Source organism: Rhabdaerophilum sp. (assembly GCF_046092605.1).
In the GTDB taxonomy this organism is placed as follows: Bacteria; Pseudomonadota; Alphaproteobacteria; order Rhizobiales; family Beijerinckiaceae; genus Rhabdaerophilum.
The window spans coordinates 1-24,830 of record NZ_JBJTDY010000179.1 but is presented as its reverse complement, the minus strand read 5'-3'; the positions used below and the strand labels follow the sequence as shown (position 1 = coordinate 24,830).

Below are 24,830 nucleotides of genomic sequence, written 5' to 3'. Positions count from 1 at the left end.
CCCATGCGGCGCAAGCGGCGCGGATTATCCTCGGATGAGGTTCAGGTCTGGCACCATGTTGCACGGCAGGCGAAACCCTTGCCGGGCCGCATGCTGCCCGAATTGCCGGAGGAATCGCCGCCGGCGGTCCCGGCACCGCTGCCAATTACAGAGAATGACCCGCGAAAGCCCCTGAAAAAGGACGCGCCACGCCCCATTCCGCCCCTCGCGCCGCTGGATCGGCGTGCCCGGCGCGATGTCGCGCGAGGGTTGCAGCCGCTCGACGGTCGGATCGACCTGCATGGCCTGCGACAGGCCGAGGCGCATCGCGATTTGCTCGAATTCCTCTACGCCATGCATCATCGCGGCGCGAAGCTCGTTCTGGTCATCACCGGCAAGGGTGGCGGCCTTGATGCCCGCGGCGAGGAGCGCGGCGTCTTGCGGCGCCTCGTGCCGCATTGGCTGGCCGACCCTGCCCTGCGCACCATCGTGCTCGGTTACGAGGCCTCAGCGCCGGGCCATGGGGGCGAGGGGGCGCTTTATGTGCGTCTGCGTCGGGTGCGCAGGTTCGAGAAGGCTTGACGCCCCGCCTCCGCTCGGCCATCCCCTCGCGACCCTTCGTGAACCGGAAAATCCCATGTCCCGCACCTATGACGTCCTCACCATCGGCAATGCGATCGTCGATGTGATCGCCCGCTGCGAGGAGGATTTCCTGAATCGCCAGGGCGTGGTGAAGGGCTCGATGACGCTGATCGACGAGGATCGCGCGGAAGCCATCTACGCCGCGATGGGCCCGGTCACGATCATCTCGGGCGGTTCGGCTGCGAATACCGGTGTCGGTGCGGCCTCGTTGGGTGCCCGCTCGGCCTTCATCGGCAAGGTGAAGGCCGATCCGTTAGGTGATCTCTACGCCCATGACATCGTGGCCTCCGGTGTAGCCTTCGGCACCCGTCCGGCGGTCGACGGCAAGGCCACGGCGCGCAGCTTCATCCTCGTGACGCCCGATGGCGAGCGCACGATGAATACGTTCCTCGGCGCCTGCCAGAACCTGACCGAGGCCGATATCGACCCCGCCACCGTGCAGGCCGCGGCCGTGACCTATCTCGAAGGCTATCTCTGGGACCCGCCCGCCGCGAAGCTCGCCTTCCGCAAGGCGGCGGACCTGGCGCATGAAGCCGGTCGCGAAGTCGCACTCACCCTCTCCGACAGCTTCTGCGTCGATCGCTACCGCGCGGAATTCCGCCAGCTCATCGTGAGCGGCACCGTGGATCTCGTCTTCGCGAACGAGCATGAACTGAAGGCGCTCTACGAGACCGCCGATTTCGACACCGCCCTCGCGGCGCTGCGCAACGAGGCGAAGCGCGCGGCGGTGACGCGGTCCGAGAAGGGCGCTGTCATCATCGAGGGGCCCACGACCGTCTCCGTGCAGGCCTACCCGATCGAGACGCTGGAGGATGCGACCGGCGCGGGCGATGCCTTCGCGGCGGGCTTCCTGTTCGGCTACACGGCGGGCCTCGGCTACGAGAAGGCGGGCCGCCTCGGCACGATGGCCGCGAGCCATGTCATCCAGAAGCTCGGCGCGCGCCCGGAACGGTCGCTGAAGGTGTTGGCGCAGGAAAACGGGCTGCTTTGAGGCCTGGGCTCCTGACCCTCAGAGTTTCCGCAGCGCCACTTCCTCGATCGTGTGGCGCTCGCCCTTGCGCAGGATGAGATCAGCGCGGGGCCGCGTGGGGAAGATGTTCTCGCGCAGGTTGGGCAGGTTGATCCGGTCCCACAGGCTATGCGCAGTCGCCAGCGCTTCCGCATCGGGGATCTCGGCATAGCGGTTGAAGAAGCTCTCCGGCTTGCGGAAGGCGGTTTCGCGCAAGGCCATGAAGCGATCAACATACCATTTGCGCAACAAATCCTCATCCGCGTCGATATAGATCGAGAAATCCAGAAAGTCCGACACGTAGGGCACCGGCTTGCCATCGCGCGGCAGCTTGGGCGGCTGGAGCACGTTGAGGCCCTCGAAGATCAGGATATCCGGCCGGTCCACGAGCTGCTGCTCGCCGGGCAGCACGTCATAGACGAGATGCGAATAGAGCGGCGCGGACACATGGCGCTCGCCCGCCTTGATCTGCGCGAGGAACTTCACGATCGCCATGCTGTCATAGCTCTCGGGGAAGCCCTTCCGCTCCATCAGGCCAAGGCGGCGCAATTCCGCATTGGGGAAGAGGAAGCCATCCGTGGTGATCAGGCTCACCTTCGGCGTGTTGGGCCAGCGCGTCAGCAGCTTTTCCAGCACGCGCGCGGTCGTGGATTTCCCCACTGCCACAGAGCCCGCGACGCCGATGACATAAGGAACCTTGCCGTCTCCGGCATTGAGAAAGCGCTGCGTCGCCTTGTAGAGCCCCTGCGCCGCCGCGGTGTAGAGCGCGAGCAGGCGCGAGAGCGGCAGATAGATCTCCACCACTTCCTCGAGACTGAGGCGATCATTCATGGATTGCAGGCCCTTGATCTCCTCGAGGCTGAGGGTCAGTGGCGTATCGGCGCGCAGGGAGGCCCATTCCTGGCGGTCGAAAACGCGGAACGGCGAGAGATCCACGTCGGGCGCGAGCTTCGAGATGCGAGCATCCATGGAAAAAGCCCCTCCCCCCAGAGTATCTTCGCCTCCTCGGCCGCGCCCGCTCTCAGACGGGTTTGCGCGCGGCCTTTTCCGCGATCCCGGATTGGGCCGTGCGAGAAGCCAGTTCGTCAAGCACGTCTTTCAGCGGAACCCCGGCAATGTAGAGCACCACGAGCAAATGGTAGAGCATATCGGCACTCTCCTTCGTGAGTTCCTCGATATCGCCTTTCATGCCCGCGATCACGGTTTCCACCGCTTCCTCGCCGAGTTTCTTCGTGGCCTGGCTCATGCCGCGCGCCACCAGCTTCGCCGTGTGCGATTCGGCCGGATCGGCGCCGGCCCTCACCGCGATCAGGGCTTCGAGATGTTCGAGGGTGAATTGGCTCATCCGGTGATCCCGTCGAGGCGCACGGGAAGGCCCGCCTGCGCCATGTGCTTTTTCGCCTCGCCGATGGTGAAAGTGCCGAAATGGAAAATCGACGCAGCGAGGACCGCCGAAGCTTTGCCGACTTTTATTCCCTCCACAAGATGTTCCAGCGTCCCCACGCCGCCGGAAGCGACCACGGGGATGGTCACCGCCTCGGCAATCGCGCGGGTCAGCGCGAGATCGAAGCCGGCCTTGGTGCCGTCGCGATCCATGGAGGTGAGCAGAATTTCGCCCGCGCCGAGATCGGCCACCTCGCGGGCATATTGGATCGCCTCGATTCCCGTGCGGTTGCGCCCGCCATGGGTAAAGATTTCCCAGCGGTCGTCTTCGTTCGGCTCGGAGACGTTTTTCGCGTCAATCGCCACGACGACCGCTTGCGCGCCGAATTTCTCGGCCGCGCGGCCCACGATCGCGCGATCCCTCACGGCGGCGGTGTTGATCGACACCTTGTCGGCGCCGGCGAGCATCAGCGCGCGGATATCCTCCACCGCGCGAACGCCGCCACCCACAGTGACCGGCATGAAGCAATTCTCGGCCGTACGCCTGACGACATCGAGGATGGTGCCGCGATTCTCGTGGCTCGCGGTGATGTCGAGGAAGCAGAGCTCGTCCGCGCCCGCCGCGTCATAGGCCCTGGCGCTTTCCACCGGGTCGCCGGCATCGATGAGATCGACGAATTGCACGCCCTTCACGACGCGCCCGTCCTTCACATCGAGGCAGGGGATGACGCGAACCTTGAGACTCATGCGGCCGCCCCCGCTGCCCGGATGGTCGCGATGGCCCGCGCGGGATCGAGCCGTCCGTCATAGAGCGCGCGGCCCGTGATGGCGCCCGCGAGATGCGCGCAGTCGGGCGCGGCGAGCCGCTCTATATCGGCGATGGAGGCAAGCCCGCCCGAGGCGATGACGGGGATGGTCAGCGCATGGCCCAAAGCGATCGTGCCGTCGAAATCGAGGCCCGATAGCATGCCGTCCCGTGCGATGTTCGTGTAGATGACGGCCGCCACGCCGGCATCCTCGAATCGCTTGCCGAGTTCGACATCGCGCATGTCCGAGGTCTCGGCCCAGCCCTCGACGGCCACGCGCCCGTCGCGGGCATCGATGCCGACGGCGATCCTTTCCGGGAAGGCCTTCGCCGCCCTCTTCACGAAATCGGGGTCGCGCAGGGCCGCCGTGCCAATGATGACGCGGGCGATGCCCCGCGACAGCCAGGCTTCCACCTGTTCCATGCGGCGGATGCCCCCGCCGAGTTGCACCGGAAAGCGCACGCGCTTGAGGATCGCCTCCACCGCCGCGCCGTTCACGGCCTCGCCCGCGAAGGCGCCGTCGAGATCGACGACATGCAAGGCCTCGAAGCCCTGCGCCTCGAAGCGCGCAGCCTGCGCGGCGGGGTCATCGTTGAAGACGGTTGCCTGCGCCATGTCGCCCTGCTTCAGGCGAACGCATTGGCCGTTCTTGAGGTCGATGGCGGGGTAAAGGATCATGGACGCCACGCGAGAAAGTTCTGGAGAAGCCGGAGGCCGAGCTGCTGGCTCTTTTCCGGGTGGAATTGCGTGCCGACGATGTTCTCGCGACCCACAATGGCCGAGACCGGCCCGCCATAATCAGCGATAGCCAGCAAATCGCCCGCATGTTTCGGCAACAGGTGGAAGGAATGCAGGAAATAGGCGTGCAGGGCCTTCTCGCCGAAGGGCACGTCCTTCAGCACGGGGTGCGAGCCACGCGATTCCAGCGTGTTCCAGCCCATATGCGGCACCTTGAGATGCCGCTCGGCCGGATCGAGCGCCACCACGCGACCGGGAATCCAGCCGAGGCCGGCGGTTTCCCCGCGCTCCTCGCCGATATCCGCCAGCAATTGCATGCCGACGCAGATGCCGAGGAAGGGACGGGCCTTCACCCGGACAGCCTCGTGCAAGGCCTGCTCAAGGCCGGAAACGGCAGCCAATTCATCACGGCAATCCCTGAACGCCCCATCGCCGGGAAGCACGATGGCATCCGCCATCGCGATCACCCACGGCTTCGCGCCCACCTCGACCGTGCCCGCCATGCCATTGGCCGCGAGCGCACGCTCAAGCGCCTTGCCGCAGGAATGCAGGTTTCCCGCGCCATAATCGATCAGCGCGACCTTCATGAGCGGTTTCCTCCGGGGCGGGAGGGATTGGGAAACAGCCCGATGATCGGGACGCCGCTCACGGTCCGCGTCGGCGCAAATTCGGCGGGGACGGGAGCGGAAACCGGCGCAGGAGCGGCCCTTTCGCCGAGCGCTTCCGCGAAGAACCGGCGTTCCATCACGTCTCGGTCATCGCCCGAGATCACGCCCGCGAAACGATGGCCCTTGAGTTCCAGCTCCCAGGCCTGGATCGCGCCCGATTCCAGCGCAACAAGGAACGAAACCAGCAGCGACACCAGTGGAAACATCGCTGCGATCCCCAACCCGCCCAGCACCATGCCGATGCTGATGAGCAGCGCGATGAGCAGCAATGCCGAGATCCACGCGCCCTTCGCGAACAGCCAGAACGGGCCGAAGGCGAGGGCCGCCCACGAAAACCCGTCAAGCACGAATTTCGCGCGGGCCAGGGCATCGGGCCCCTCGCCCTTCACATGCACCGTGTAGCGGGCCATCAGACCGACCTCATCAGACCGAAAGGGTTCCCTTGGTGGAAGGCACGGCATCCTTCGCGCGAGCATCGATTTCGGTGGCGTGGCGCAGCACGCGGGCGAGACCCTTGAACAGAGCTTCGGCGATGTGATGGCTGTTTGAGCCATAAAGCGCCTCGGCGTGCAGCGTCACCTGCGCATTCGCCGCGAAAGCCTGGAAGAATTCGCGCACGAGCTCGGTATCGAAGGTGCCGATCTTTTCGCTCGGGAATTCCGCCTTGAAGACAAGGAAGGCCCGGCCCGAAATGTCGAGCGCCACGCGCGCCAAGGTCTCGTCCATCGGCATCAGGCAATCAGCATAGCGGCGGATGCCGATCTTGGCGCCGAGCGCCTGCCGCAGGGCCTGCCCGAGCGCGATGCCGACATCTTCGGTGGTGTGGTGGTCATCCACCTGCAGGTCGCCTTCGGCGCGCACGAGGAAATCGACCATGGAATGCCGGGCAAGCAAAGTCAGCATGTGATCGAGGAAGCCGATGCCGGTGGCGATATCCGCCCGCCCGGTCCCGTCGAGATCGAGGGCGACGGCGATCTTGGTTTCGCCGGTCTCGCGTTTCACCTCTGCGCGGCGCATGGCCTGCTCCCGTCCTTCCGTGGCTCGCGCCACTTGCCGCGAGGCTTTAGAACATGCGGACGAAAAGGAAAAGCACGACTGTGGTCCGGCCGCCTTGGCAATCCCGCCTCCGGGCCCCTACATACAGGCGCGAAGGGAATGCGCATGCAGAACGAGAGAGAGCCGGCCCAAGGGTGGCAGAGCAACTCCTGGCACGCCACCACCATCCTGATGGTGCGGAAGGGCGGCCGAACCGTGATCGGCGGCGACGGGCAGGTGAGCCTCGGCCAGACCATCATCAAGGGCAATGCGAAAAAGGTGCGCCGCCTTGCCAAGTGCGAGGTGATCGGCGGCTTTGCGGGTGCTACGGCCGATGCCTTCACGCTGTTCGAGCGGCTCGAGGCGAAGCTCGAGCAATATCCCGGGCAGTTGATGCGCTCTTGCGTGGAACTCGCCAAGGATTGGCGCACCGACCGCTACCTCAGGCGGCTTGAGGCGATGATGCTGGTGGCCGACAAGCATACCGGCCTCGTGCTTTCCGGCACGGGCGATGTGCTCGAACCCGAGGGCGGCATCATGGGCATCGGCTCGGGCGGCATGTATGCGCTCGCGGCTGCCCGTGCGCTGGCCGACACGGATCTCGACGCCGAGGAGATCGTGCGCCGCTCGATGAAGATCGCCGGTGACATCTGCGTCTACACGAACCATTCCCTCGTGATCGAAAGCATCGGTGCATGATTTCCGAACCCGTCCTGCGCGAGGCGGTCTCGCGCGGCATCATCACGGCGCAGCAGGCGGATGGCCTGCGCGATTTGGCCGACGATCTCGCCCGGCGCGAATTCGAGCCCGAGCAGGACCGCGAGAAACTCCGCTTCATCTCCGGTTTCGCGGATATCTTCGTGGTGATCGGCATTTCGCTCTTCGTGGGTGCGGCGGGCTATTTCCTGCTGGAATCGGTCAGGCCCGCATTTGCAGCGCCGATCATGACGGGGCTGATCTGGGGGCTTGCGGAACTGTTCTCGCGCCGCCATCGCATGGCCCTGCCCAGCATCGTGCTGCTCGTGCTCTTCACCGGCTCGGCCCTGGTTTCGATCTATCTCTGGGCTGCGATGATCTGGGGGCTCGATGCCTCCCGCCTCGATCGTGCCTTCGATTTCGGGCGGCGATCCGGCCTCCTCGGGGATCGTCTGGCCCTGTCACTGGCGGCCCTGCTGACCGTTGGCGCGGTCTGGCTGCATTACCTGCGTTTCCGCGTGCCGGTGACCGTGGCGGCAGGCGTGGCCGTGCTGGCGGGCTCGGCCTTCGTGTTCCTGACGGCGCTGGCACCCGGCTTCGTGGAGCGATTCGCCGGGCTCATCATCCTGCTGATCGGCCTGCTGATCTTCCTGCTCGCCATGCGCTTCGACATGAGCGACCCGCGCCGGGAGACGCGCCGAACGGATATCGCCTTCTGGCTGCATCTCCTCTCCGCGCCGCTCATCGTGCACAGCTTCATCCAGGAAGTGTTTGGCGGCGTGGCGCTGTTGAATCCCGGCAAGGCGATTGCGATGATCGGCCTCTTTCTCGCTTTGTCGATGGTGGCGCTCATCATCGATCGGCGGGCGCTACTCGTTTCGGCGCTGGTCTATACCGCTATCGCGCTCGGCACGCTCTTCAGGGAAGCGGCGATCACCACCGCGACCGTACCGGCCGCCCTTCTTGTCCTCGGAGCGATCATCCTCGGGCTCAGCATTGGCTGGCAGCCCCTGCGGCGCCTGATGCTGATGGCTCTGCCCGCCAATCTTCGTCGCAGGTTCCCGGCGAATGCGCAGGATTCCCACGCATGACCACCTTTTCGCCCCGCGAGATCGTTTCCGAACTCGATCGCTTCATTGTCGGCCAGCCCGAGGCGAAGCGCGCGGTCGCCATCGCTTTGCGCAACCGCTGGCGCCGGCAGCAGCTCGAAGGCCCGATGCGCGAGGAGGTTCTGCCGAAGAACATCCTCATGATCGGCCCCACCGGCTGCGGCAAGACCGAGATCGCGCGGCGCCTCGCGAAGCTCGCGGGTGCGCCGTTCCTCAAGGTCGAGGCCACGAAATTCACCGAGGTCGGCTATGTCGGCCGCGATGTCGAGCAGATCGTGCGCGATCTCGTGGAGGTCGGCATCGGGCTTGAGCGCGAGAAGCGCCGCAAGGAGGTGAAGGCCAGGGCGCATCTCGCGGCGGAGAACCGCGTGCTGGAAGCGCTGGTGGGCTCCACCGCCTCCCCCGCCACGCGCGACGCCTTCCGCAAGAAGCTCCATGCGGGCGAATTGGCCGAGAAGGAGATCGAGATCGAAATCCAGCCCGCGCAGACCGGCTTTCCCATGCTCGAGATTCCCGGAATGGGCGGGCAGATCGGCGCGATGAACCTTTCCGACATGTTCGGCAAGGCCTTCGCTGGCCGGGGCAAGCCGCGCCGGATGAGTGTGCGCGACGCCTATGAGCCGCTTCTCGCCGAGGAGAGTGACAAGCTGATCGACCAGGATCGCATCACGGCGGATGCCATTCGCGCGGTGGAGGAAAACGGCATCGTCTTCCTCGACGAGATCGATAAAATCGCCGCGCGCGATGGCCGCGCCGGCGCGGATGTCTCCCGCGAGGGCGTGCAGCGCGATCTTCTCCCGCTGATCGAGGGCACAACCGTTTCTACCAAGCACGGGCCGGTGAAGACCGACCATGTTCTCTTCATCGCCTCGGGCGCCTTCCATGTGGCGAAACCTTCCGATCTCCTGCCCGAATTGCAGGGTCGCCTGCCGATCCGGGTGGAACTGAAGCCGCTCGGCGAGGAGGATTTCCGTCGCATCCTCACCGACACCGAGGCTTCGCTCATCAAGCAATATGTCGCGCTGATGGGCACCGAGGGCGTGACGCTGGATTTTCGCGACGACGCCATCGCGGCGATCGCGCGCGCGGCCTTCGAGGTGAATTCCAATGTCGAGAACATTGGCGCGCGCCGCCTGCAAACCATTCTCGAACGCGTGCTCGACGAGGTGAGTTTCACCGCCACCGATCGCGCCGGCGAAACCATCGTGATCGATCAGGCGCTGGTGGAGCGCGAGGTGGGCACGCTTGCGAAGAATGCTGATCTCTCGCGGTTCATCCTGTGAGGCACCATGCGGCTCGGGGTGATCGCGGATATCCATGGCAATCTCCCGGCGCTCGAAGCGGTGCTGGCCGATCTCGCGACGCAGCGGGTGGATCATGTCGTCGATCTTGGCGATCGCGTCTCCGGGCCGCTCTGGCCGCGCGAGACTTTGGACCGGCTCGTGGAGCTCGGCATTCCCGGCGTGCGCGGCAACCATGACCGGCTCGCCGGTTCGACCTCCCGCGAGGGATTGGGATTGTCGGATTCCCACGCCTTCGATGCGCTCGATGCGCCCCGCCGCCAGAGCCTCGCCGATCTGCCATTTCGCCTGACGGTGCTGCCGGGCATCGAAGCCTTCCATGCGACGCCGGACCATGACGAGCGCTACCTGCTCGACGAGATCCGCGAGGCACGGCTCGTCCGCGCCAATCCTGGCCGGATCGCGGCCCGGCTCGGCGCGACGGAAGCGCGCATCATCCTCTGCGGGCACAGCCATCGGGCGGAGCTGATCCAGCTGCTGGGTGGCCCGCTGGTCCTCAACCCCGGCAGCGTCGGTTGCCCGGCCTATGACGATCCCTCAGGCCAGCCGCATGTCTCCGAGGCCGGCACGCCGCATGCGCGCTACGCGATTCTGGAACTCGGTGATTCACTCTCGGTTCCGAAGGTGGAGTTCCGCGCCCTCGCCTATGATTGGGAGAAGGCCGCGCAACGCGCCGAGGCGAATGGCCGCGCGGAATGGGCCTTCGCGCTGCGCCATGGGCTGATGCCCGCCGCGAAGGCTTGACCCCTCGCGCTCGTGCGTCAAAGGTCGGCCTATGTCTCTCGCCGTTCCGTTCACCGTCGTCGGCTCGGCCACGCTTCTGTCGCGGGTCACGGGCTTCTTGCGCGATGTGCTGGTGGCGGCGCTTCTGGGCACTGGGGGCGTGGCCGAGGCCTATGTCGCGGCCTTCCTCCTGCCCAATCTCGTGCGCCGGATGATGAGCGAAGGCGGGTTGCATGCCGCCATCGTGCCGCGGATTGCGCGGCTGGAGCAGCAGGACGGCCCTGCCGCCGCGCGTGATTTCGCGGAAGATGCCCTGGCGCTGCTCTCCGTTCTGGCCATCCTTCTGGTGCTGGTGGCCGAAATCTTCATGGAGCCGCTGATGCGCTTCCTCGCGCATGGCCTGAGCGAAGATCCCGACCTGTTCGCTCAGGCCGTGTTGTTCGGGCGCATCGCCTTTCCCTTCGTCAGCTTCACCGTGTTGCTGGCGCTCTATGCGGCGCTGCTGAACTCCGTCGAGCGCTATGCGGTCGCCGCCCTCGTGCCGGTGATGCTCAATCTTCTGCTGATCGGTGTGATGGCGACGCTCCTGCTTGCCACCGATATCAGCCAGAAGCGCGCGGGCCTGGTTCTGGTCATCACCATCCTGCTGGCCGGGCTGATCCAGCTCGCGCTGCTCGCGATGGCGGTCACGCGCACCGGCTTCCGGGCCATGCCGCGCTTCAAGGCGTTCCGGCGCGGCTTTCGCAGCGGGGAAGCGCGGATGGCGCTCTGGCTCGCGTTTCCAGGCATGGCGGTGGCGGGTTCGGGCCATCTGCACCTGCTGATCGCGGCGCAATTCGCCTCGCTGCGTCCGCATGGCCTCCCCACGCTCTATTTCGCGGATCGGCTCTTCCAGTTGCCGCTCGGCTTCGCCGCCTCGGCCATCGGCGTGGTTCTGCTGCCGCGCATCGCGCGGGCGCTGCAGGCGGGCGACGAAAAGGGCCTCGATGTTGCGCGGGCCGAAAGCTTCCGGTTCGCGGTTCTCCTCGTGTTGCCGGCTGCGGCGGGGCTGTTCCTGCTGGCCGATCCCATGATTTCCGTGCTGTTCCAGCGCGGCGCCTTCACCCAGGCCGATGCGCTGGCGACCGCCGCGAACCTGCGTGGATTGGCGCTGGCGCTGCCCGCCTTCGTGCTGGCGAAAATCCTGTTGCCCGAATTCCTGGCCGAGGAACGCATGCGCACGCCGCTTCTGGCCATTGGCGTGGCTTGTGGCCTTAATGCGCTGGCGGTTCTCCTGCTCGAACCCCGGCAGAACCCGCTGGCGCCGGTGCTCGGCGTCGCGATCGGCGCCTGGAGCTACGCGGCGATCCTTTATGTTCTCGCGCGGCATCGGCTGCGCCTGGGCCTGCGCGCCTTGCGAGACCTGGCGGCAGCCGCCACGGCCACCGCGGGCATGGCGCTGGCCATCCGCCTGATTCAACCCTATGCCGAACCTTTCCTGAAGGCCGAGTTCGGGCTCGCGATCAAGTCGGCGACACTTTCCGGGCTCATCCTGGCCGGCGTGGCGGTGCATCTCGCGCTGGCCCGCATGCTGGGCATCCTCGATTTCCGCCTGCTGCGGGCGGAGCGCACGAGCTGACGCCTTCGGCGCCGCTTGCCCCTGCGGATCGAGGTTGCTAAGGGCGCATCGCCCATCCGGGCCCGCGCGTGTTTCCAACCCTCGCGCGGAAGATCAGGAAGGATCGCCCCCGTGACCGCTCATCCCCGCCTCGCGCCGTTCCAACCGCGCGTCTTCTCCGGCATGCAACCGACCGGAAACCTGCATCTCGGCAATTACCTTGGCGCGCTCCAGCGCTGGGTGGCCATGCAGGAGACCCATGATTGCATCTATTGCATCGTCGACCTGCACGCGATCACGCAAGGGCCGGAAGTATGGGGCGGCCCGGAAGGCCTCCGGAAGGCCACCCGCGAGGTGGCCGCTGCCTATCTCGCGGCCGGTCTTGGTCCTAAGCGCGCGATCATCTTCAACCAGAGCCAGGTGTCGGGCCATGCCGAGCTCGGCTGGGTGTTCAACTGCATCGCCCGGCTCGGCTGGCTGAACCGCATGACGCAGTTCAAGGAAAAGGCCGGCAAGGATCGCGAGAACGCTTCCATCGGCCTCTATGATTATCCTGTGCTGATGGCTGCGGATATTCTCGTCTACCGCGCGACGCATGTGCCGGTGGGCGAGGATCAGAAGCAGCATCTCGAACTCGCGCGCGATATCGCGCAGAAGTTCAACTTCGATTTCGGGGATCGCATCCGCGCTCTCGGCCTCGACAGCGGCGAATACCTGCCCCTGCCCGAGCCGCTGATCGCCGGCCCCGCGCCGCGCGTGATGTCCTTGCGCGACGGCACGAAGAAGATGTCGAAATCCGACCCTTCGGACTATTCGCGCATCAACCTGACGGATGACGCCGACACGATTGCCCTGAAGGTGAAGAAGGCGAAGACCGATCCCGAGCCCCTGCCGAGCGAGGAAGCGGGCCTGAAGGGCCGCCCGGAGGCGGAAAACCTCGTGACGATCTATGCCGCGCTCTCGGGCCAGGCGCCGGATGCCGTCCTGAAGGAATATGGCGGCGGGCAGTTCTCGCGCTTCAAGCAGGCGCTTGGCGATGTGGCGGTGAACCATCTCGCGCCCATCGCGGCGCAGATGCGGCGCTACCTCGCCGATCCCGCTTCCATCGATGCAATTCTTTTCGATGGCGCGGATCGGGCGCGCGTCATCGCCGAGCCGGTCTATCGGGACGTGAAGGAAATCCTGGGCTTCATCCATCGCTGAAGCCCGGCCTTGCACCTGAAGGAACGCCCTGTCACCATCAGGCCTTTCGAATTACCGGGCCAGCGGAGAGAAGCGGATGGCAGTTCGTCGGCGCGCCTATGAGCCGGGTCACCGGGCGAAACTGCTGGTGGTGGTGGATGACACGCCCGAATGTGAGCGCGCCGTGCATTTCGCAGCGAGGCGCGCGCGCCGCACCGGCGCGTCCATTGTCGTGCTCGCGATTATTCAGCCGGAAGATGCCCAGCCCTGGCTCGGCATCGGTGCCCGCATGCAGGCCGAGGCCGAGGCGGAAGCCGGCAAGCGCCTCGATGCGGCAGCGGCGATCATCCGCGACATCGCCCATTTCGAGCCCGAACGGGCAATCCAGACCGGCAAGCCGGCCGAGGAAGTGCAGAAACGCATCGAAACCGACGAGGATATCGCGGCGCTCGTTCTCGCGGCCGGCGCGGGCAAGGAAGGGCCGGGGCCGCTGGTAACCCAGCTCGCCGGCCGCGCTTCGGCCGGCTTCCCCGTGCCCATCACCATCGTGCCCGGCGGCCTGCCGGATGATGATTTCGAGGCGCTGGCCTGAGCGGAACACCCTTGTGCGGCGAGCGCAAGGGGCTATCTATGAAGAGCCTGCCGGGCCTTGAACCCGGGGAGAAGCATTTTCGAGCGAAGCGGGGCCTGCCTCGCGGCAAGGAAATGCGAAAGACACAAGGCGAAACGAGGCTCTTCCATGTTCATTCAGACCGAAGCCACTCCGAATCCCGCCACGCTGAAATTCCTGCCGGGACGCAGCGTTCTGGGCGATGCCACGCGAGAGTTCAAATCGCCCATCGAGGGTGAGGTCTCGCCCCTGGCACGCCGCCTATTCGAGATTCCCGGCGTGACCGGCGTGTTTCTGGGCGGCGATTTCGTCACCATCACCAAGGCGGGCGGCGAGTGGCAGCACCTGAAGCCGGCCGTGCTCGGCGCGATCATGGAGCATTACCTCTCCGGCGAGCCGGTGCTCGGCGAGGGCGATGCCGGCGAAATTCCGGCCGACGAGTTCTTTGAACAGGCCGATGCCGAAACGGTCGCGACCATCAAGGAACTGCTCGAAACGCGCATCCGCCCGGCGGTCGCGGGCGATGGCGGCGACATCACCTTCCGCGGTTTCCGCGATGGCGTGGTCTATCTCACCATGAAGGGCTCGTGCGCGGGCTGCCCGTCTTCCACGGCGACGCTCAAGAACGGCATTCAGAACCTGCTGCGCCATTTCCTGCCGGATGTGCAGTCCGTCGAGGCGGCCTGAGGCCTCATGCGCGTTCTGGCGCTTGATACCGCGCTCGGCGCCACATCGGTCGCGGTTTATGACAGCGAAACCAGTCGCGTGCTCGCGGAGGGCAGCGAAGCGATGGCGCGTGGCCATGCCGAGGCCCTGTTGCCCATGGTTGATCGCGTGTTGAAGGAAACCGGTCTCGGTTTCTCCCAGATCGATCGTTACGCATCCACCATCGGGCCCGGCAGCTTCACCGGGATCCGCATCGGCATTGCCGCGGCGCGGGCTTTCGCGCTGGCGCATCGCAAGCCGGTGGTGGGCGTCTCAACGCTCGCGGCCTTCGCCGCGCCGGTGCTCTTCGGCGGTGAGAAGCGCGCGGTGGCCGCTGCGGTCGATGCGCGTCATGGCATGGTCTTCTACCAGTTGACGAGCGCGGAAGGCAGCGTGATGGCAGGACCCGGCCTGTTCTCCCTGGCCGATGCCGCTCGCGGAATCGGCTCTGCGCCGGTGATCTGCGCGGGCGATGCGGCGGAAATGCTCGCCCGGGCCGTGAAGGAGCAGAACCCGGACTGGCGGATCACCCCTGATACGGTCCGCGCCAGTGCAGCGCCGGCCATCAGCTGGGTCGCCCGGCTGGCTTCGGTGGCAGATCCGTTGGTTTCTGCCTGCAAGCCGCTCTATCTGCGCGAGGCAAATGTGACCATGCAGGACAGTCATCGCCTCCAGCGCGTCGCAACTGCCGGGGCCTGAACGCCATGTGGTCGTGGTTCTGGCCGTGGACATGGTGGATGGGCGGCCTCGCCACTGATATGCGCCCGGCCGCGATGAGCGATTCCTGGCGGATGGCTGAAATTCATGCCTCCGGCTTCACACATGGCTGGGACCGCTTCGAAATGGAGCGCATGCTGCTCGATGGGCATGTCGCGGATGTGCAGGTGAGCCGGGCTCTCATCGGCGAGGTCGTCACGGGCTTCGCGATCAGCCGCGTAGTGGCGGGTGAGGCGGAACTGCTGACCATCGCGCTCGATCCCGAAACGCGGGGGCGGGGGCTCGCCAAGCCGCTTCTGGCGGAACATGCGCAGAATGTGCGCCGCGCGGGCGGGGAGGTGCTGTTCCTCGAGGTGGCGGAGGAGAACGCGCCCGCGCTGGCGCTCTATCGCAGCCTGGGGTTTCGCGAACTTGGTCGCCGCAAGGCCTATTATCCAGCCGAGCCGGGTGGCAAGCGCCGCGATGCACTGACCATGCAGGCCGATCTCTCCGGCCTCGACCCCACGCCGCGCTTCCGGTAAGGGTCACGATGATGTCCTGTGCGACCGTCAGCAGTCCTGCCCGAACGGGGGAGGCCTGACATGGCGCTGGATATGCGCGGCCGGATGAAGATGGGCCTGCGGCTCGTGGCCCTCGCGCCGGCCTTCGCCATCGGGCTTCCGGCGCAATGGCTCGCGCTGAAACTGGGCTCGCCGCTGGCAAGGCACATGCCGGTGATCTTCCACCGCTACCTCCGTTTCGTGATGGGCGTGCGTGTGATCCGCGAGGGCCGGCTCGATCCGCGCCGCCCGCTGATGATTGTCTCGAACCACTGCTCCTGGCTCGACATCGTCGTGATCTCCTCGCTGTTTCCGGTCTCGTTCATCGCAAAAAGCGAAGTCGGAACATGGCCGGTCGTGCGCACGCTTGCGCGCCTGCAGCGATCGATCTTCGTCGAGCGCGAGCGGCGCGCGAAAACCGCCGCCGTGAATGCCGCGATTGCCGAGCGCATCGCCAACGGCGATGCCATGGTGCTTTTCGCGGAAGGCACGACGAGCGATGGCCTGCGCGTGCTGCCCTTCCGCTCCGCCCTTCTCGGTGCCGCGCAGGCCGCGACCGCCGATGCGGGCGAAGCCGTGCTCCAGCCGCTTGCCATCCGCTACACCCATCGTGGCGGGTTGCCGGTTGATCGCGCGGAGATGCCTCACCTCGCCTGGCACGGCGACATGGATCTCGCGCCCCATCTCGCCGGCATTCTTGCCGGGCCGGCCATCATCGTGCGCGTGATCCTGCCCGAGGCTTTGCCGGTCAATGGCGCGCGGAATCGCAAGCAAACGGCGAAACTGCTCGAAACCCGCGTGCGGCAGGCCTTTTCGGGCGAGGCGCGCCCTTCCCGCCCGCCTGAATTGCCGCTAGAGGAGCAGCATGACGGTTCAATTCCCGCCCGATAACCCTGAACGACGCGCAAAGCGTGCGCATATCAAGTCGTTCGGCTGCCAGATGAACGTCCATGACGCGGAGCGCATGGCGGATCTCCTCGCGCGCGAAGGCTATGAGGCGACCGAGAACGCGGATGACGCCGATCTCGTGATCCTCAACACCTGCCATATCCGCGAGAAGGCCGCGGAGAAGGTCTATTCGGAAATCGGTCGCTTGCGCGTGCGGAAGGAAGAGCGCGCGGCCCAAGGCAAGGAAACGCTCATCGCGGTGGCGGGATGCGTGGCGCAGGCCGAGGGCGGCGAAATCATCCGCCGCGCGCCGACGGTCGATCTCGTGGTGGGCCCGCAGAGCTATCACCGCCTGCCCGATCTGCTGAAGGATGCGCGCGGCAGGAAGACCATCGACACGGATTTCCCGGACGAGGACAAGTTCGACCACCTGCCCCTGCCTTCGAAGAAGCGGCTGATGGCGCGCGGCCCCTCAGCCTTCCTCACGGTGCAGGAGGGCTGCGACAAGTTCTGCTCCTTCTGCGTTGTGCCTTTCACGCGTGGCGCGGAGGTTTCGCGCCCTGTCGAGGCCGTGCTCGCCGAGGCGAACAGCATGGCGGAAGCGGGCGTGAAGGAGATCATGCTGCTCGGCCAGAATGTGAACGCCTATCACGGTGTCGCGCCGGATGGGTCGGTCTGGAGCCTCGCCGGGCTGTTGGAATCGCTTTCGGAGATCGATGGCCTCGCCCGCCTGCGCTATGCCACGAGCCACCCGCGCGACATGGATGAGGCGCTGATCCTCGCCCATCGCGATCTGCCGAAGCTGATGCCCTATCTGCATCTCCCGGTTCAGGCGGGTTCGGACCGCATCCTCAGGGCCATGAACCGCAAGCACAAGGCGGCGGATTACCTCCGCATCATCGAGCGCGTGCGCAGCCTTCGGCCGGATATCGCGATCACCTCGGATTTCATCGTGGGTTTCCCCGGCGAAACCGATGCGGATTTCGAGGATACGATGCGTATCGTGCGCGAAGTCGGCTTCGCGACCGCCTATTCCTTCAAGTATTCGGCGCGCCCCGGCACCAAGGCGGCGGAAGCCGGGGATGCGGTGCCGGAAGCGGTGAAGACCGCGCGCCTCCATGCCCTTCAGGCCCTGCTCCTGGAACAGCAGAACGCATTCAACGCGGCCACGATCGGCAGAACCGTTCCCGTGCTGTTCGAGAAACCAGGCCGGCATGCGGGGCAGGTCGCGGGAAAATCGCCGTATCTTCAGGCGGTTCACGTGGATATCCCCAAGGGTGACGAAATTTCCGCCTGGCTCGGCCGGATTGCGGATGTGCGAATCACCGAACTTCGTTCAAACTCGCTGCATGGGGAGATTGTCTCGCCCGTGGGCGAGGCCGACCGGGGAGGATGGGCCGCTTGAATTTCCGCCTCAGCGAGCCTTCAAGGCTTGCGGCTTCGGTGGAAGCCGCGCTCGATGGTGTCGAGGAAAGCTTGACGCTGGATGACAACCGCGCCGCGGTGCTTCTCGTCGGCAATTACGACCAGAACATCGCCCATCTCGAACGACGGCTGAACGTGCTGGCTCATGTCAACGGCAACCAGGTTCGCCTGCGCGGCACCCGCGATGCCGTGAACCATGCCCGCCGCGTGATCGAGAATCTCTATGCCGCCATCCGCAAGGGTCGCACCGTCGGGGTGGGCGATGTCGATGGCGCGATCGAGGAGACGGCGCTTCAGCGCGCGCTCTTCCCCGCGAAAAGCGAGCAACCGGCGGATGCGAACAAGACCGCGCAGCAGGGCTTCGGCCATGTCGCCACGCGCAAGTGCGGACCTGTGAAGGCGCGCAACGCAGCTCAGGATGCCTATCTGCGCGTGCTCGCGCGCCATGAACTCACCTTCGCGGAAGGGCCCGCCGGCACCGGCAAGACCTGGCTCGCCGTGGGCCATGCCGTGCAATTGCTGGAAGCCGGGCATGTCGAGCGGCTCATTCTCTCGCGCCCCGCGGTGGAAGCCGGCGAGAAGATCGGCTTCCTGCCCGGTGACATGCGCGAGAAGGTCGATCCCTATCTGCGCCCGATCTACGATGCGCTCTACGATTTCATGGAGGGGCGCCTCGTGGAGCGTGCCCTGCAGACCGGCGTGATCGAGATCGCGCCGCTCGCCTTCATGCGCGGACGCACGCTGGCCAATGCCTTGATCCTGCTCGATGAAGCGCAGAACGCCTCCTCCATGCAGATGAAGATGTTCCTCACCCGCCTCGGCGAGGGTTCCCGGATGATCATCACGGGTGATCCGACGCAGATCGACCTTCCGCCGGGCCAGGTCTCGGGTTTCGCGGAGGCGATCGCGCTGCTCAAGGATGTCGAGGGGATCGGCCATGTGAAATTCGGCCACCAGCATGTGGTGCGGCACGATCTCGTGCGGCGCATCGTGCAGGCCTATGAGGAACGCGCGGCCGATCTGCCGCCCCAGCCGCGCCGTGGCTGAGATCGAGGTTCTGATCGAGGCCGATGGCTGGGAGAAACTGCCCCAGGCGGAGCTCCTAGCCCGGCGTGCCGGGCTCGCAGCCATCATCGCCGAAGGCGGGAACCCTCTGGCCTCTGTCGCCATTCTGTTGACCGATGACGCCGCGATGCAACGTCTCAATTCCCATTTCCGCGGCAAGGACAAGCCCACCAACGTGCTCTCCTTTCCCGCGCCGGCGAGGCTGCCCGGAGCGGGGAATGCGGAATCACTCTTCCTTGGAGACCTCGCGCTGGGTTATGAAAAATGCTCGGCCGAAGCTCTGGCCGAAGAAAAGAGTCTCGGCGATCACCTGTCCCATCTCGTGGTGCATGGCATGTTGCACCTGATGGGCCATGATCACGAGACGGAGGCGGAAGCCGAGGAGATGGAGGGGCGCGAACGCGCGATCCTTGCATCCCTGGGCATTCGCGATCCCTATGCGGGCGCGGAAGGGGGCGCCACTGGATGAGTAGTGACAATCCGGCGGAACGCGGCAGCGTGCCGGACAACAAGGGCAAGGAGCCGGCAAGGGAGCGTGAGGCGAAGGAGTCCCTGAAGGATTCCGGGCGCGATTCCTGGGTCGATCGATTCAAGATCGCGCTTGGGCTGAAGCCGGCTCATTCCATCCGTGATGACCTCGAGGATGCCCTCGAGGAGCAGGATGCCGAGGGCGACAATGACAGCTTCACGTCCGAGGAGCGCCGCATCCTGCGCAACCTCCTCGATGCGCGTGATACCCGCGTGGCGGATGTGATGGTCCCGCGCAGCGCGATCATCGGCATTTCCGAGGACGCGACCTTCGGGGACCTGAAAGCCCTGTTTCTCTCGGCCGGCCATTCGCGCCTGCCGGTCTATGGCGAAACCCTCGATGATCCCAAGGGCATGGTCCATATCCGCGATGTCTTCGTGCGCATGGAGAGCCTGGCATCCGGCACCACGGTGGGGAAAAGCGGCCTCGTGCGCCCGGTGCTGTTCGCGCCGGTTTCGAAGCCCGCGCTCGACCTGCTGGTGGACATGCAGCGCCAGCGCATCCACATGGCGCTCGTGATCGATGAATATGGCGAGACCGATGGCCTTGTCTCCCTGGAAGACCTGATCGAGATCATTGTCGGGAACATCGAGGACGAGCATGATCAATCGGATGATGTCCGCATCGAGGCCCTTCCGAATGGCGATCTGCTCGTTGACTCGCAGGCCGATCTCGATGAGGTCGCGCTGCGGCTGGGCCTTCGGATCGAGCCTGACGAGGGCGACCAGCCGGTCTCCACCGTCGGCGGCTATGTCGCGGCCCTGCTCGGGCGCCTGCCGGCCAAAGGCGAGAGCCTCGCTGCGCCCAACGGGCTGATCTTCACCGTGATCGAGGGTGATGCGCGGCGCATGCGCAAGCTCCGCATCGCCCGGCCGCCGGGCGACGACAGCGGTTGATGCCGCATCGGACAGAACAAGAAACGCTTTTGCGCGTCCGCTTTTGGTGATTCGCTGCCGCGCTGATGATTCGCGACGGGAGAAACGGTTTGGGCTGGGCGGATTTCTGGCAGGAATGGCGCGCCCATCGTTTCGCGCTTCCCTATCTCGCCGGGCACATTGCGCTGCTGGAAGGGCGCGCGCGCGTATCCATGGCCTTTCTCTCCGGGCTTCTGGCCGCGCTGGCGCTGCCGCCGGTCAGTGCGCTGCCGGCCCTTGCCATCGCTTTCCCGCTGCTGGTCTGGCTCGTCGACGGCGCGAGCGAGGGCGGTTTCCGCCGCATGATGCGTGTGGCCTTCCTCATCGGCTGGTGCTTCGGCTTCGGCTATTTCCTTGGCGGATTGTGGTGGCTGGGCGCGGCCTTCATCATCGGCGGCGAGCAATTTGTCTGGCTCCTGCCGCTCGGCGTCATCGGCCTGCCGGCGGGGCTCGCTTTCTTCCCGGCCTTCGGCGTGATGATCGCGCGCTTGATCTGGTCCGCCGGACCCTTTCGCTTCGCATCCCTCGCCTTCGGCCTGGGCGCATCCGAATGGGCGCGGGCGCAATGGTTCACGGGATTTCCGTGGAACGGCTTCGGGCAGGTTTTCTCCGATCATCTCTGGCTCGCGCAGGGCGCGGCGCTGATCGGCGCGGAAGGGCTGGGGCTCTTTGCGCTGGTTGTCTTTGCCACGCCCGCCGCTTTGGGCACTGGCCGCAGCCTGGCAGGGCGCACGCTGCCGGTCGTACTGGCCTTCCTGGCGCTTGCCGCGCTGGCGACCTACGGCGCCTGGCGCCTCGCGCCGACCGGCGGGCTGAAGCCTGATCTCGCGACCCTGCCGATCGTGCCGGACGTGAAGATCCGGATCGTGCAGCCGAATATCGCTCAGGAAGACAAGAATCGCGGCGGCTCGGGCTCCGAAATCCTGCGGCGCTACCTCGAGCTGAGCGACCGCGCGACGGGTGCCCATGCGCGGGGCCTCGCCGATGTGACGCATCTCTTCTGGCCGGAAGCCGCCTTCCCGTTCATCCTTGATCGCGAACCCCGCGCCATCGAGGCGATCGCGAGGGCGCTGGCACCGGGGGGCACGATTCTCGTGACGGGCGCCATCCGCGCCGAGGAGGCACCGGAAACCGCGCGGCGTTTCCGGTTCTACAATGCCATCCAGATGCTGGATCGCGATGGCCTGCAGGCAACCTATGACAAGCTGCATCTCGTGCCGTTCGGGGAATATCTGCCCTTCGAAAACCTGTTGCGCGGCATGGGCCTGGAGCAATTCGTGCGCGTGCTCGGCGGGTTTTCGGCCAGCGAGCGGCGCAGGCCGCTGGATATTCCGGGCCTGCCCGGCAGCCTGCCGATGATCTGCTTCGAGACGATCTTCCCGCATGAGCTCGCCCCGGCCGAGGGGAGCCGGCCCGTCATGGTCAATGTCACCAACGATGCCTGGTTCGGCCCCACATCGGGCCCCTACCAGCATTTTGCGCAGGCCCGTCTGCGGGCGATTGAATTCGGGCTGCCGATGATCCGGGCGGCAAATAGCGGCATCTCCGCCGTCATCGATCCCTTCGGCCGCATCGTTGCGCGGGGACCGCTTGGCGAAACCGATGTGATCGATTCCCCCTTGCCGGCGCCGGGGCATCAAACATTGTATCTCCAGACGATTTGGTATAGTTACGCTACCGTGATGGTTCTGCTGGGGGCAGCAGGGTCTCTAGGGTTCGGTTTGCAGCGTTGGAACCGGAGGCGCCGTTCGCGCAGGGATGGAAGCCAAATGCTTGCACGCCTTCTAGAAACCTAGGGAGAAGAAGCTGAGGGATTTTGTTCTCCGAGCCTCTTCTGACATCGGGAGTGCGTCGCTGATGGGCTCGTCCTGCCTGCGTCCACATGGCAATCATCGCGAGGAGTTCGGAAGAGTATGCGCGCAGAAGACAGCAGCCTGAAAAAAGCCCCCGGTGATTTCGACCGTCATGTCGGGCGACGGATTCGAATGCGGCGCATCCAGGTTGGCCTGAGCCAGGAGCGACTGGCGGATTCCCTCGGCGTGACCTTTCAGCAGGTTCAGAAATACGAGAAGGGCGCGAATCGTATCACGATGAGCCGCATGCGCATCGTGTCTCAGGTGCTCGGCGTGCCGATGGCCTATTTCACCGAAGGCGCTCCGGGCGAGGAGGCCAATGGAATTGGCGGCGGTTTCGCGGAAGCCCGGCAGTCCGAGTTTGCCTCCGAACTGTTCTCGAGCCCTGAAGGTCTGGCGCTTGCCCGCGCTTTTGCCTCCATCGAGGATCCCAGGTTGCGCCGACGAGTCGTCGATCTCGTCACCACCCTGGCGGATGGGCAGCGCAAGGGGTGAGACTTGCGTTCGCGGAACGCGCCCAAATCGTTCTTTTCAACGAACTCGTTCGCCAGAACACCTTGACCTTTCGCCGAACTTCGCTTTACAGACGCGCCCATCTGCCGGGACGGGCACCTTTTTCATGCCCATCCTTCCCGCCTCTCAGCGACAGGAGCCTTTCGTGGCGCGGTCTTCTTATCTTTTCACGTCGGAATCGGTGTCTGAAGGTCATCCGGACAAGGTCTGTGACCGCATCTCCGACGAGGTGGTCGATCTGTTCTTCAGGGAAGCCGCCAAGGCCGGCATGGATGCCGCCCAGGTGCGCGTGGCCTGCGAGACGCTCGCAACCACCAACCGCGTCGTGATCGCCGGCGAGGTCCGCACCTCGCTCGACGAGAAGACCATGAAATCGAAGGTGAAGAGCGTCGCCCGCAAGGCGATCCGCGCCATCGGCTACGAGCAGGATGGCTTCCACTGGAAGAAGGCGAAGATCGATGTTCTGCTGCACCCGCAATCGGCGCATATCGCGCAGGGCGTGGATGCCTCCGGCAACAAGGACGAGGGGGCGGGCGACCAGGGCATCATGTTCGGTTACGCCTGCCGCGAGACCCCGGAACTGATGCCGGCGCCGCTCTATTACTCCCACAAGATCCTCGAGGTCCTTTCGACGCTGCGCCACAAGGGCGAGCGCGGCTGCGACAAGCTTGGCCCGGATGCGAAGAGCCAGGTGACCGTGCGCTACGAAAACGGCAAGCCCGTGGGCGTGACGCAGATCGTGCTCTCGACCCAGCATCTCGATGAGAAGCTGACCTCCAGGGATGTCCAGAAGATCGTCGAGCCGGTCATCCGCGAGGTTCTGCCCGAAGGCTGGATCGGCAAGGATACCGTCTGGCACGTCAATCCGACGGGCAAGTTCGTGATCGGCGGCCCGGATGGTGATGCGGGCCTCACCGGCCGCAAGATCATCGTGGACACCTATGGCGGTGCGGCCCCGCATGGCGGCGGCGCGTTCTCGGGCAAAGACCCCACGAAGGTCGACCGTTCCGCAGCCTATGCCGCGCGCTATCTTGCGAAGAACGTGGTCGCGGCCGGCCTCGCTGATCGCTGCACGATCCAGGTCGCCTATGCGATCGGCGTGTCGCAGCCGCTCTCGGTCTATGTCGATCTGCATGGCACGGCCAAGGGCAAGGTGACGGAAGCCGCGCTCGAGAAGGTGCTGCCGGAGATCATGGATCTTTCCCCGCGCGGCATTCGCACGCATCTCGCCCTCAACAAACCGATCTATGCGCGCACCGCGGCCTATGGCCATTTCGGTCGTAAGCCGACGCGTGACGGTGGCTTCTCCTGGGAGAAGACCGACCTCGTCCCGTCGCTGAAGTAGGCGGTCGCGGCGCTCACGTGAGCCCCGATGGCGCTTCCGATGACCAGAATGCAACCGGCGCGGCAAGCCCGCGCCGGAAAATTTTTGGGCGCGCGAAGGGCAAGGCATTGCGGCCCGCGCAGAGCCAGCGGCTCGCGGACATCCTCCCCCGGATCCAGATCGATCTCGAACGGCTGAAGGCCGGCCCTGCCGCGCTGTTTCCGGCCGCGCCGAAGCGGGTGGTGCTGGAAATCGGCTTCGGCGGTGGCGAACATCTCGCCGCCATGGCGAAATCCGAACCGGAATCCGGGTTTCTCGGCGTGGAGCCCTTCCTCAACGGTGTCGCCAAGCTTCTGGGGCAGGTCGAGGCCGACAACCTCCAAAACCTGCGTCTCTTGCGCGGCGACGGGCGCGAGGTGCTCGCGCGCCTGCCGGATGCCAGCCTCGATGCGGTCTACCTTCTCTATCCCGATCCCTGGCCGAAGCGCCGCCAGCGCAAGCGCCGCATCGTCGATGCGGCTTTCGTGGCCGAGCTGGCGCGCGTGATCCGCCCCGGAGGGGAATTCCGTTTTGCTTCGGACATTGACGATTATGTCGGCTGGACACTCGCCCGCGTTCTGCCAAACCGGGACTTCCAGTGGCCTGCCCGCAAGGACGCGGATTGGCGCGAGCCCTGGGCCGGCTGGCACCGCACGCGCTACGAGGCCAAGGCCATTCGCGAGGGGCGTGTGCCGAGCTATCTGCGCTTCATGAAGCGCGGCGCTTGATTTTGCGCCCATTCGGGCGTATTAACACGCGCATCAATCTCAATTCATGCGATCTGCAGAGTGAGAGTGGGCCGGTGACGGACCCGCTCTTTTCGGTTTACAGGGCATGACGA

At 65.6% G+C, this 24,830-nt stretch carries 28 protein-coding genes; 21 read left to right on the top strand and 7 right to left on the bottom strand.

Going from position 1 to position 24,830, the window contains the following annotated elements:
• Window positions 1-3: 3 nt before the first annotated feature.
• Window positions 4-561 (top strand): Smr/MutS family protein, encoded by a 558-nt coding sequence (locus ACKODO_RS14145; RefSeq protein WP_408984082.1) that lies wholly within the window; start codon window positions 4-6, stop codon window positions 559-561.
• Window positions 562-616: 55 nt separating this feature from the next.
• Complete coding sequence (locus tag ACKODO_RS14140; RefSeq protein WP_408984081.1) at window positions 617-1,612, top strand: adenosine kinase; 996 nt, start codon at window positions 617-619, stop codon at window positions 1,610-1,612.
• A gap of 18 nt (window positions 1,613-1,630) precedes the next feature.
• Here the strand turns inward: ACKODO_RS14140 and coaA are convergent, their stop codons facing one another.
• From coaA to hisB, 7 genes are read right to left on the bottom strand one after another with little or no spacing between them, the layout of a single operon-like run.
• Window positions 1,631-2,599 carry a type I pantothenate kinase gene (gene coaA, locus ACKODO_RS14135; protein ID WP_408984080.1) on the bottom strand — a complete coding sequence of 323 codons (969 nt, stop codon included), beginning with the start codon at window positions 2,597-2,599 and terminating at the stop codon, window positions 1,631-1,633.
• Window positions 2,600-2,651: 52 nt separating this feature from the next.
• Entirely contained in the window at window positions 2,652-2,975 is a 324-nt protein-coding gene (locus tag ACKODO_RS14130) for a phosphoribosyl-ATP diphosphatase (protein WP_408984079.1), read from the bottom strand.
• Window positions 2,972-3,760: an imidazole glycerol phosphate synthase subunit HisF gene (gene hisF, locus ACKODO_RS14125; protein ID WP_408984078.1), complete on the bottom strand. Its 789-nt coding sequence runs from the start codon at window positions 3,758-3,760 to the stop codon at window positions 2,972-2,974. Before hisF ends, ACKODO_RS14130 begins: the two co-directional genes overlap by 4 nt.
• Complete coding sequence (gene hisA / locus ACKODO_RS14120; RefSeq protein WP_408984077.1) at window positions 3,757-4,497, bottom strand: 1-(5-phosphoribosyl)-5-[(5-phosphoribosylamino)methylideneamino]imidazole-4-carboxamide isomerase; 741 nt, start codon at window positions 4,495-4,497, stop codon at window positions 3,757-3,759. The genes hisF and hisA overlap by 4 nt, the downstream gene beginning before the upstream one ends.
• Window positions 4,494-5,144 carry an imidazole glycerol phosphate synthase subunit HisH gene (gene hisH, locus ACKODO_RS14115; RefSeq protein WP_408984076.1) on the bottom strand — a complete coding sequence of 217 codons (651 nt, stop codon included), beginning with the start codon at window positions 5,142-5,144 and terminating at the stop codon, window positions 4,494-4,496. The genes hisA and hisH overlap by 4 nt, the downstream gene beginning before the upstream one ends.
• Entirely contained in the window at window positions 5,141-5,635 is a 495-nt protein-coding gene (locus ACKODO_RS14110; RefSeq protein ID WP_408984075.1) for a DUF2628 domain-containing protein, read from the bottom strand. The genes hisH and ACKODO_RS14110 overlap by 4 nt, the downstream gene beginning before the upstream one ends.
• Before the next feature lie 13 nt (window positions 5,636-5,648).
• Window positions 5,649-6,242, bottom strand: coding sequence for an imidazoleglycerol-phosphate dehydratase HisB (gene hisB / locus ACKODO_RS14105; protein WP_408984074.1), 594 nt, complete (start codon window positions 6,240-6,242; stop codon window positions 5,649-5,651).
• A gap of 144 nt (window positions 6,243-6,386) precedes the next feature.
• Here hisB and hslV point away from each other — a divergent pair, with 144 nt between their 5' ends.
• From hslV to trmB, 19 genes are all read left to right on the top strand, one after another.
• The gene (gene hslV, locus ACKODO_RS14100; protein ID WP_408984073.1) at window positions 6,387-6,959 is read left to right on the top strand and encodes an ATP-dependent protease subunit HslV; all 573 of its coding nucleotides are present in this window, start codon (window positions 6,387-6,389) and stop codon (window positions 6,957-6,959) included.
• The gene (locus ACKODO_RS14095; protein WP_408984072.1) at window positions 6,956-8,047 is read left to right on the top strand and encodes a hypothetical protein; all 1,092 of its coding nucleotides are present in this window, start codon (window positions 6,956-6,958) and stop codon (window positions 8,045-8,047) included. The genes hslV and ACKODO_RS14095 overlap by 4 nt, the downstream gene beginning before the upstream one ends.
• A complete protein-coding gene (hslU, locus tag ACKODO_RS14090; protein ID WP_408984071.1) occupies window positions 8,044-9,348 on the top strand; it encodes an ATP-dependent protease ATPase subunit HslU in 1,305 nt (434 codons plus the stop codon). Before ACKODO_RS14095 ends, hslU begins: the two co-directional genes overlap by 4 nt.
• Before the next feature lie 6 nt (window positions 9,349-9,354).
• On the top strand, window positions 9,355-10,110 hold the full coding sequence (locus ACKODO_RS14085; RefSeq protein ID WP_408984070.1) for a metallophosphoesterase family protein: 756 nt from the start codon (window positions 9,355-9,357) through the stop codon (window positions 10,108-10,110).
• A gap of 31 nt (window positions 10,111-10,141) precedes the next feature.
• Window positions 10,142-11,707, top strand: coding sequence for a murein biosynthesis integral membrane protein MurJ (gene murJ, locus ACKODO_RS14080; RefSeq protein WP_408984069.1), 1,566 nt, complete (start codon window positions 10,142-10,144; stop codon window positions 11,705-11,707).
• A gap of 111 nt (window positions 11,708-11,818) precedes the next feature.
• On the top strand, window positions 11,819-12,889 hold the full coding sequence (gene trpS, locus ACKODO_RS14075) for a tryptophan--tRNA ligase (protein WP_408984068.1): 1,071 nt from the start codon (window positions 11,819-11,821) through the stop codon (window positions 12,887-12,889).
• Window positions 12,890-12,965: 76 nt separating this feature from the next.
• The gene (locus ACKODO_RS14070; protein WP_408984067.1) at window positions 12,966-13,460 is read left to right on the top strand and encodes a universal stress protein; all 495 of its coding nucleotides are present in this window, start codon (window positions 12,966-12,968) and stop codon (window positions 13,458-13,460) included.
• A 147-nt stretch (window positions 13,461-13,607) separates the two neighbouring features.
• Window positions 13,608-14,165, top strand: a complete 558-nt coding sequence (locus ACKODO_RS14065) for a NifU family protein (protein WP_408984066.1) — start codon at window positions 13,608-13,610, stop codon at window positions 14,163-14,165.
• 6 nt (window positions 14,166-14,171) lie between these two features.
• Window positions 14,172-14,882, top strand: a complete 711-nt coding sequence (tsaB, locus tag ACKODO_RS14060; RefSeq protein WP_408984065.1) for a tRNA (adenosine(37)-N6)-threonylcarbamoyltransferase complex dimerization subunit type 1 TsaB — start codon at window positions 14,172-14,174, stop codon at window positions 14,880-14,882.
• Between the two features lie 38 nt (window positions 14,883-14,920).
• Complete coding sequence (locus ACKODO_RS14055; RefSeq protein ID WP_408984064.1) at window positions 14,921-15,421, top strand: GNAT family N-acetyltransferase; 501 nt, start codon at window positions 14,921-14,923, stop codon at window positions 15,419-15,421.
• Between the two features lie 60 nt (window positions 15,422-15,481).
• Window positions 15,482-16,330, top strand: a complete 849-nt coding sequence (locus tag ACKODO_RS14050) for a lysophospholipid acyltransferase family protein (protein WP_408984063.1) — start codon at window positions 15,482-15,484, stop codon at window positions 16,328-16,330.
• A complete protein-coding gene (miaB, locus tag ACKODO_RS14045; protein WP_408984062.1) occupies window positions 16,305-17,732 on the top strand; it encodes a tRNA (N6-isopentenyl adenosine(37)-C2)-methylthiotransferase MiaB in 1,428 nt (475 codons plus the stop codon). The genes ACKODO_RS14050 and miaB overlap by 26 nt, the downstream gene beginning before the upstream one ends.
• Complete coding sequence (locus ACKODO_RS14040; protein ID WP_408984061.1) at window positions 17,720-18,799, top strand: PhoH family protein; 1,080 nt, start codon at window positions 17,720-17,722, stop codon at window positions 18,797-18,799. Before miaB ends, ACKODO_RS14040 begins: the two co-directional genes overlap by 13 nt.
• Window positions 18,792-19,286, top strand: coding sequence for an rRNA maturation RNase YbeY (gene ybeY, locus ACKODO_RS14035; RefSeq protein ID WP_408984060.1), 495 nt, complete (start codon window positions 18,792-18,794; stop codon window positions 19,284-19,286). The genes ACKODO_RS14040 and ybeY overlap by 8 nt, the downstream gene beginning before the upstream one ends.
• Entirely contained in the window at window positions 19,283-20,242 is a 960-nt protein-coding gene (locus ACKODO_RS14030; protein WP_408984059.1) for a hemolysin family protein, read from the top strand. Before ybeY ends, ACKODO_RS14030 begins: the two co-directional genes overlap by 4 nt.
• 65 nt (window positions 20,243-20,307) lie before the next feature.
• Window positions 20,308-22,056: an apolipoprotein N-acyltransferase gene (gene lnt, locus ACKODO_RS14025; protein WP_408984058.1), complete on the top strand. Its 1,749-nt coding sequence runs from the start codon at window positions 20,308-20,310 to the stop codon at window positions 22,054-22,056.
• Window positions 22,057-22,173: 117 nt separating this feature from the next.
• Window positions 22,174-22,608, top strand: a complete 435-nt coding sequence (locus ACKODO_RS14020; protein WP_408984057.1) for a helix-turn-helix domain-containing protein — start codon at window positions 22,174-22,176, stop codon at window positions 22,606-22,608.
• Between the two features lie 163 nt (window positions 22,609-22,771).
• Entirely contained in the window at window positions 22,772-23,971 is a 1,200-nt protein-coding gene (metK, locus tag ACKODO_RS14015) for a methionine adenosyltransferase (RefSeq protein WP_408984056.1), read from the top strand.
• Window positions 23,972-23,988: 17 nt separating this feature from the next.
• Complete coding sequence (trmB, locus tag ACKODO_RS14010; protein ID WP_408984055.1) at window positions 23,989-24,717, top strand: tRNA (guanosine(46)-N7)-methyltransferase TrmB; 729 nt, start codon at window positions 23,989-23,991, stop codon at window positions 24,715-24,717.
• Window positions 24,718-24,830 lie beyond the last annotated feature (113 nt).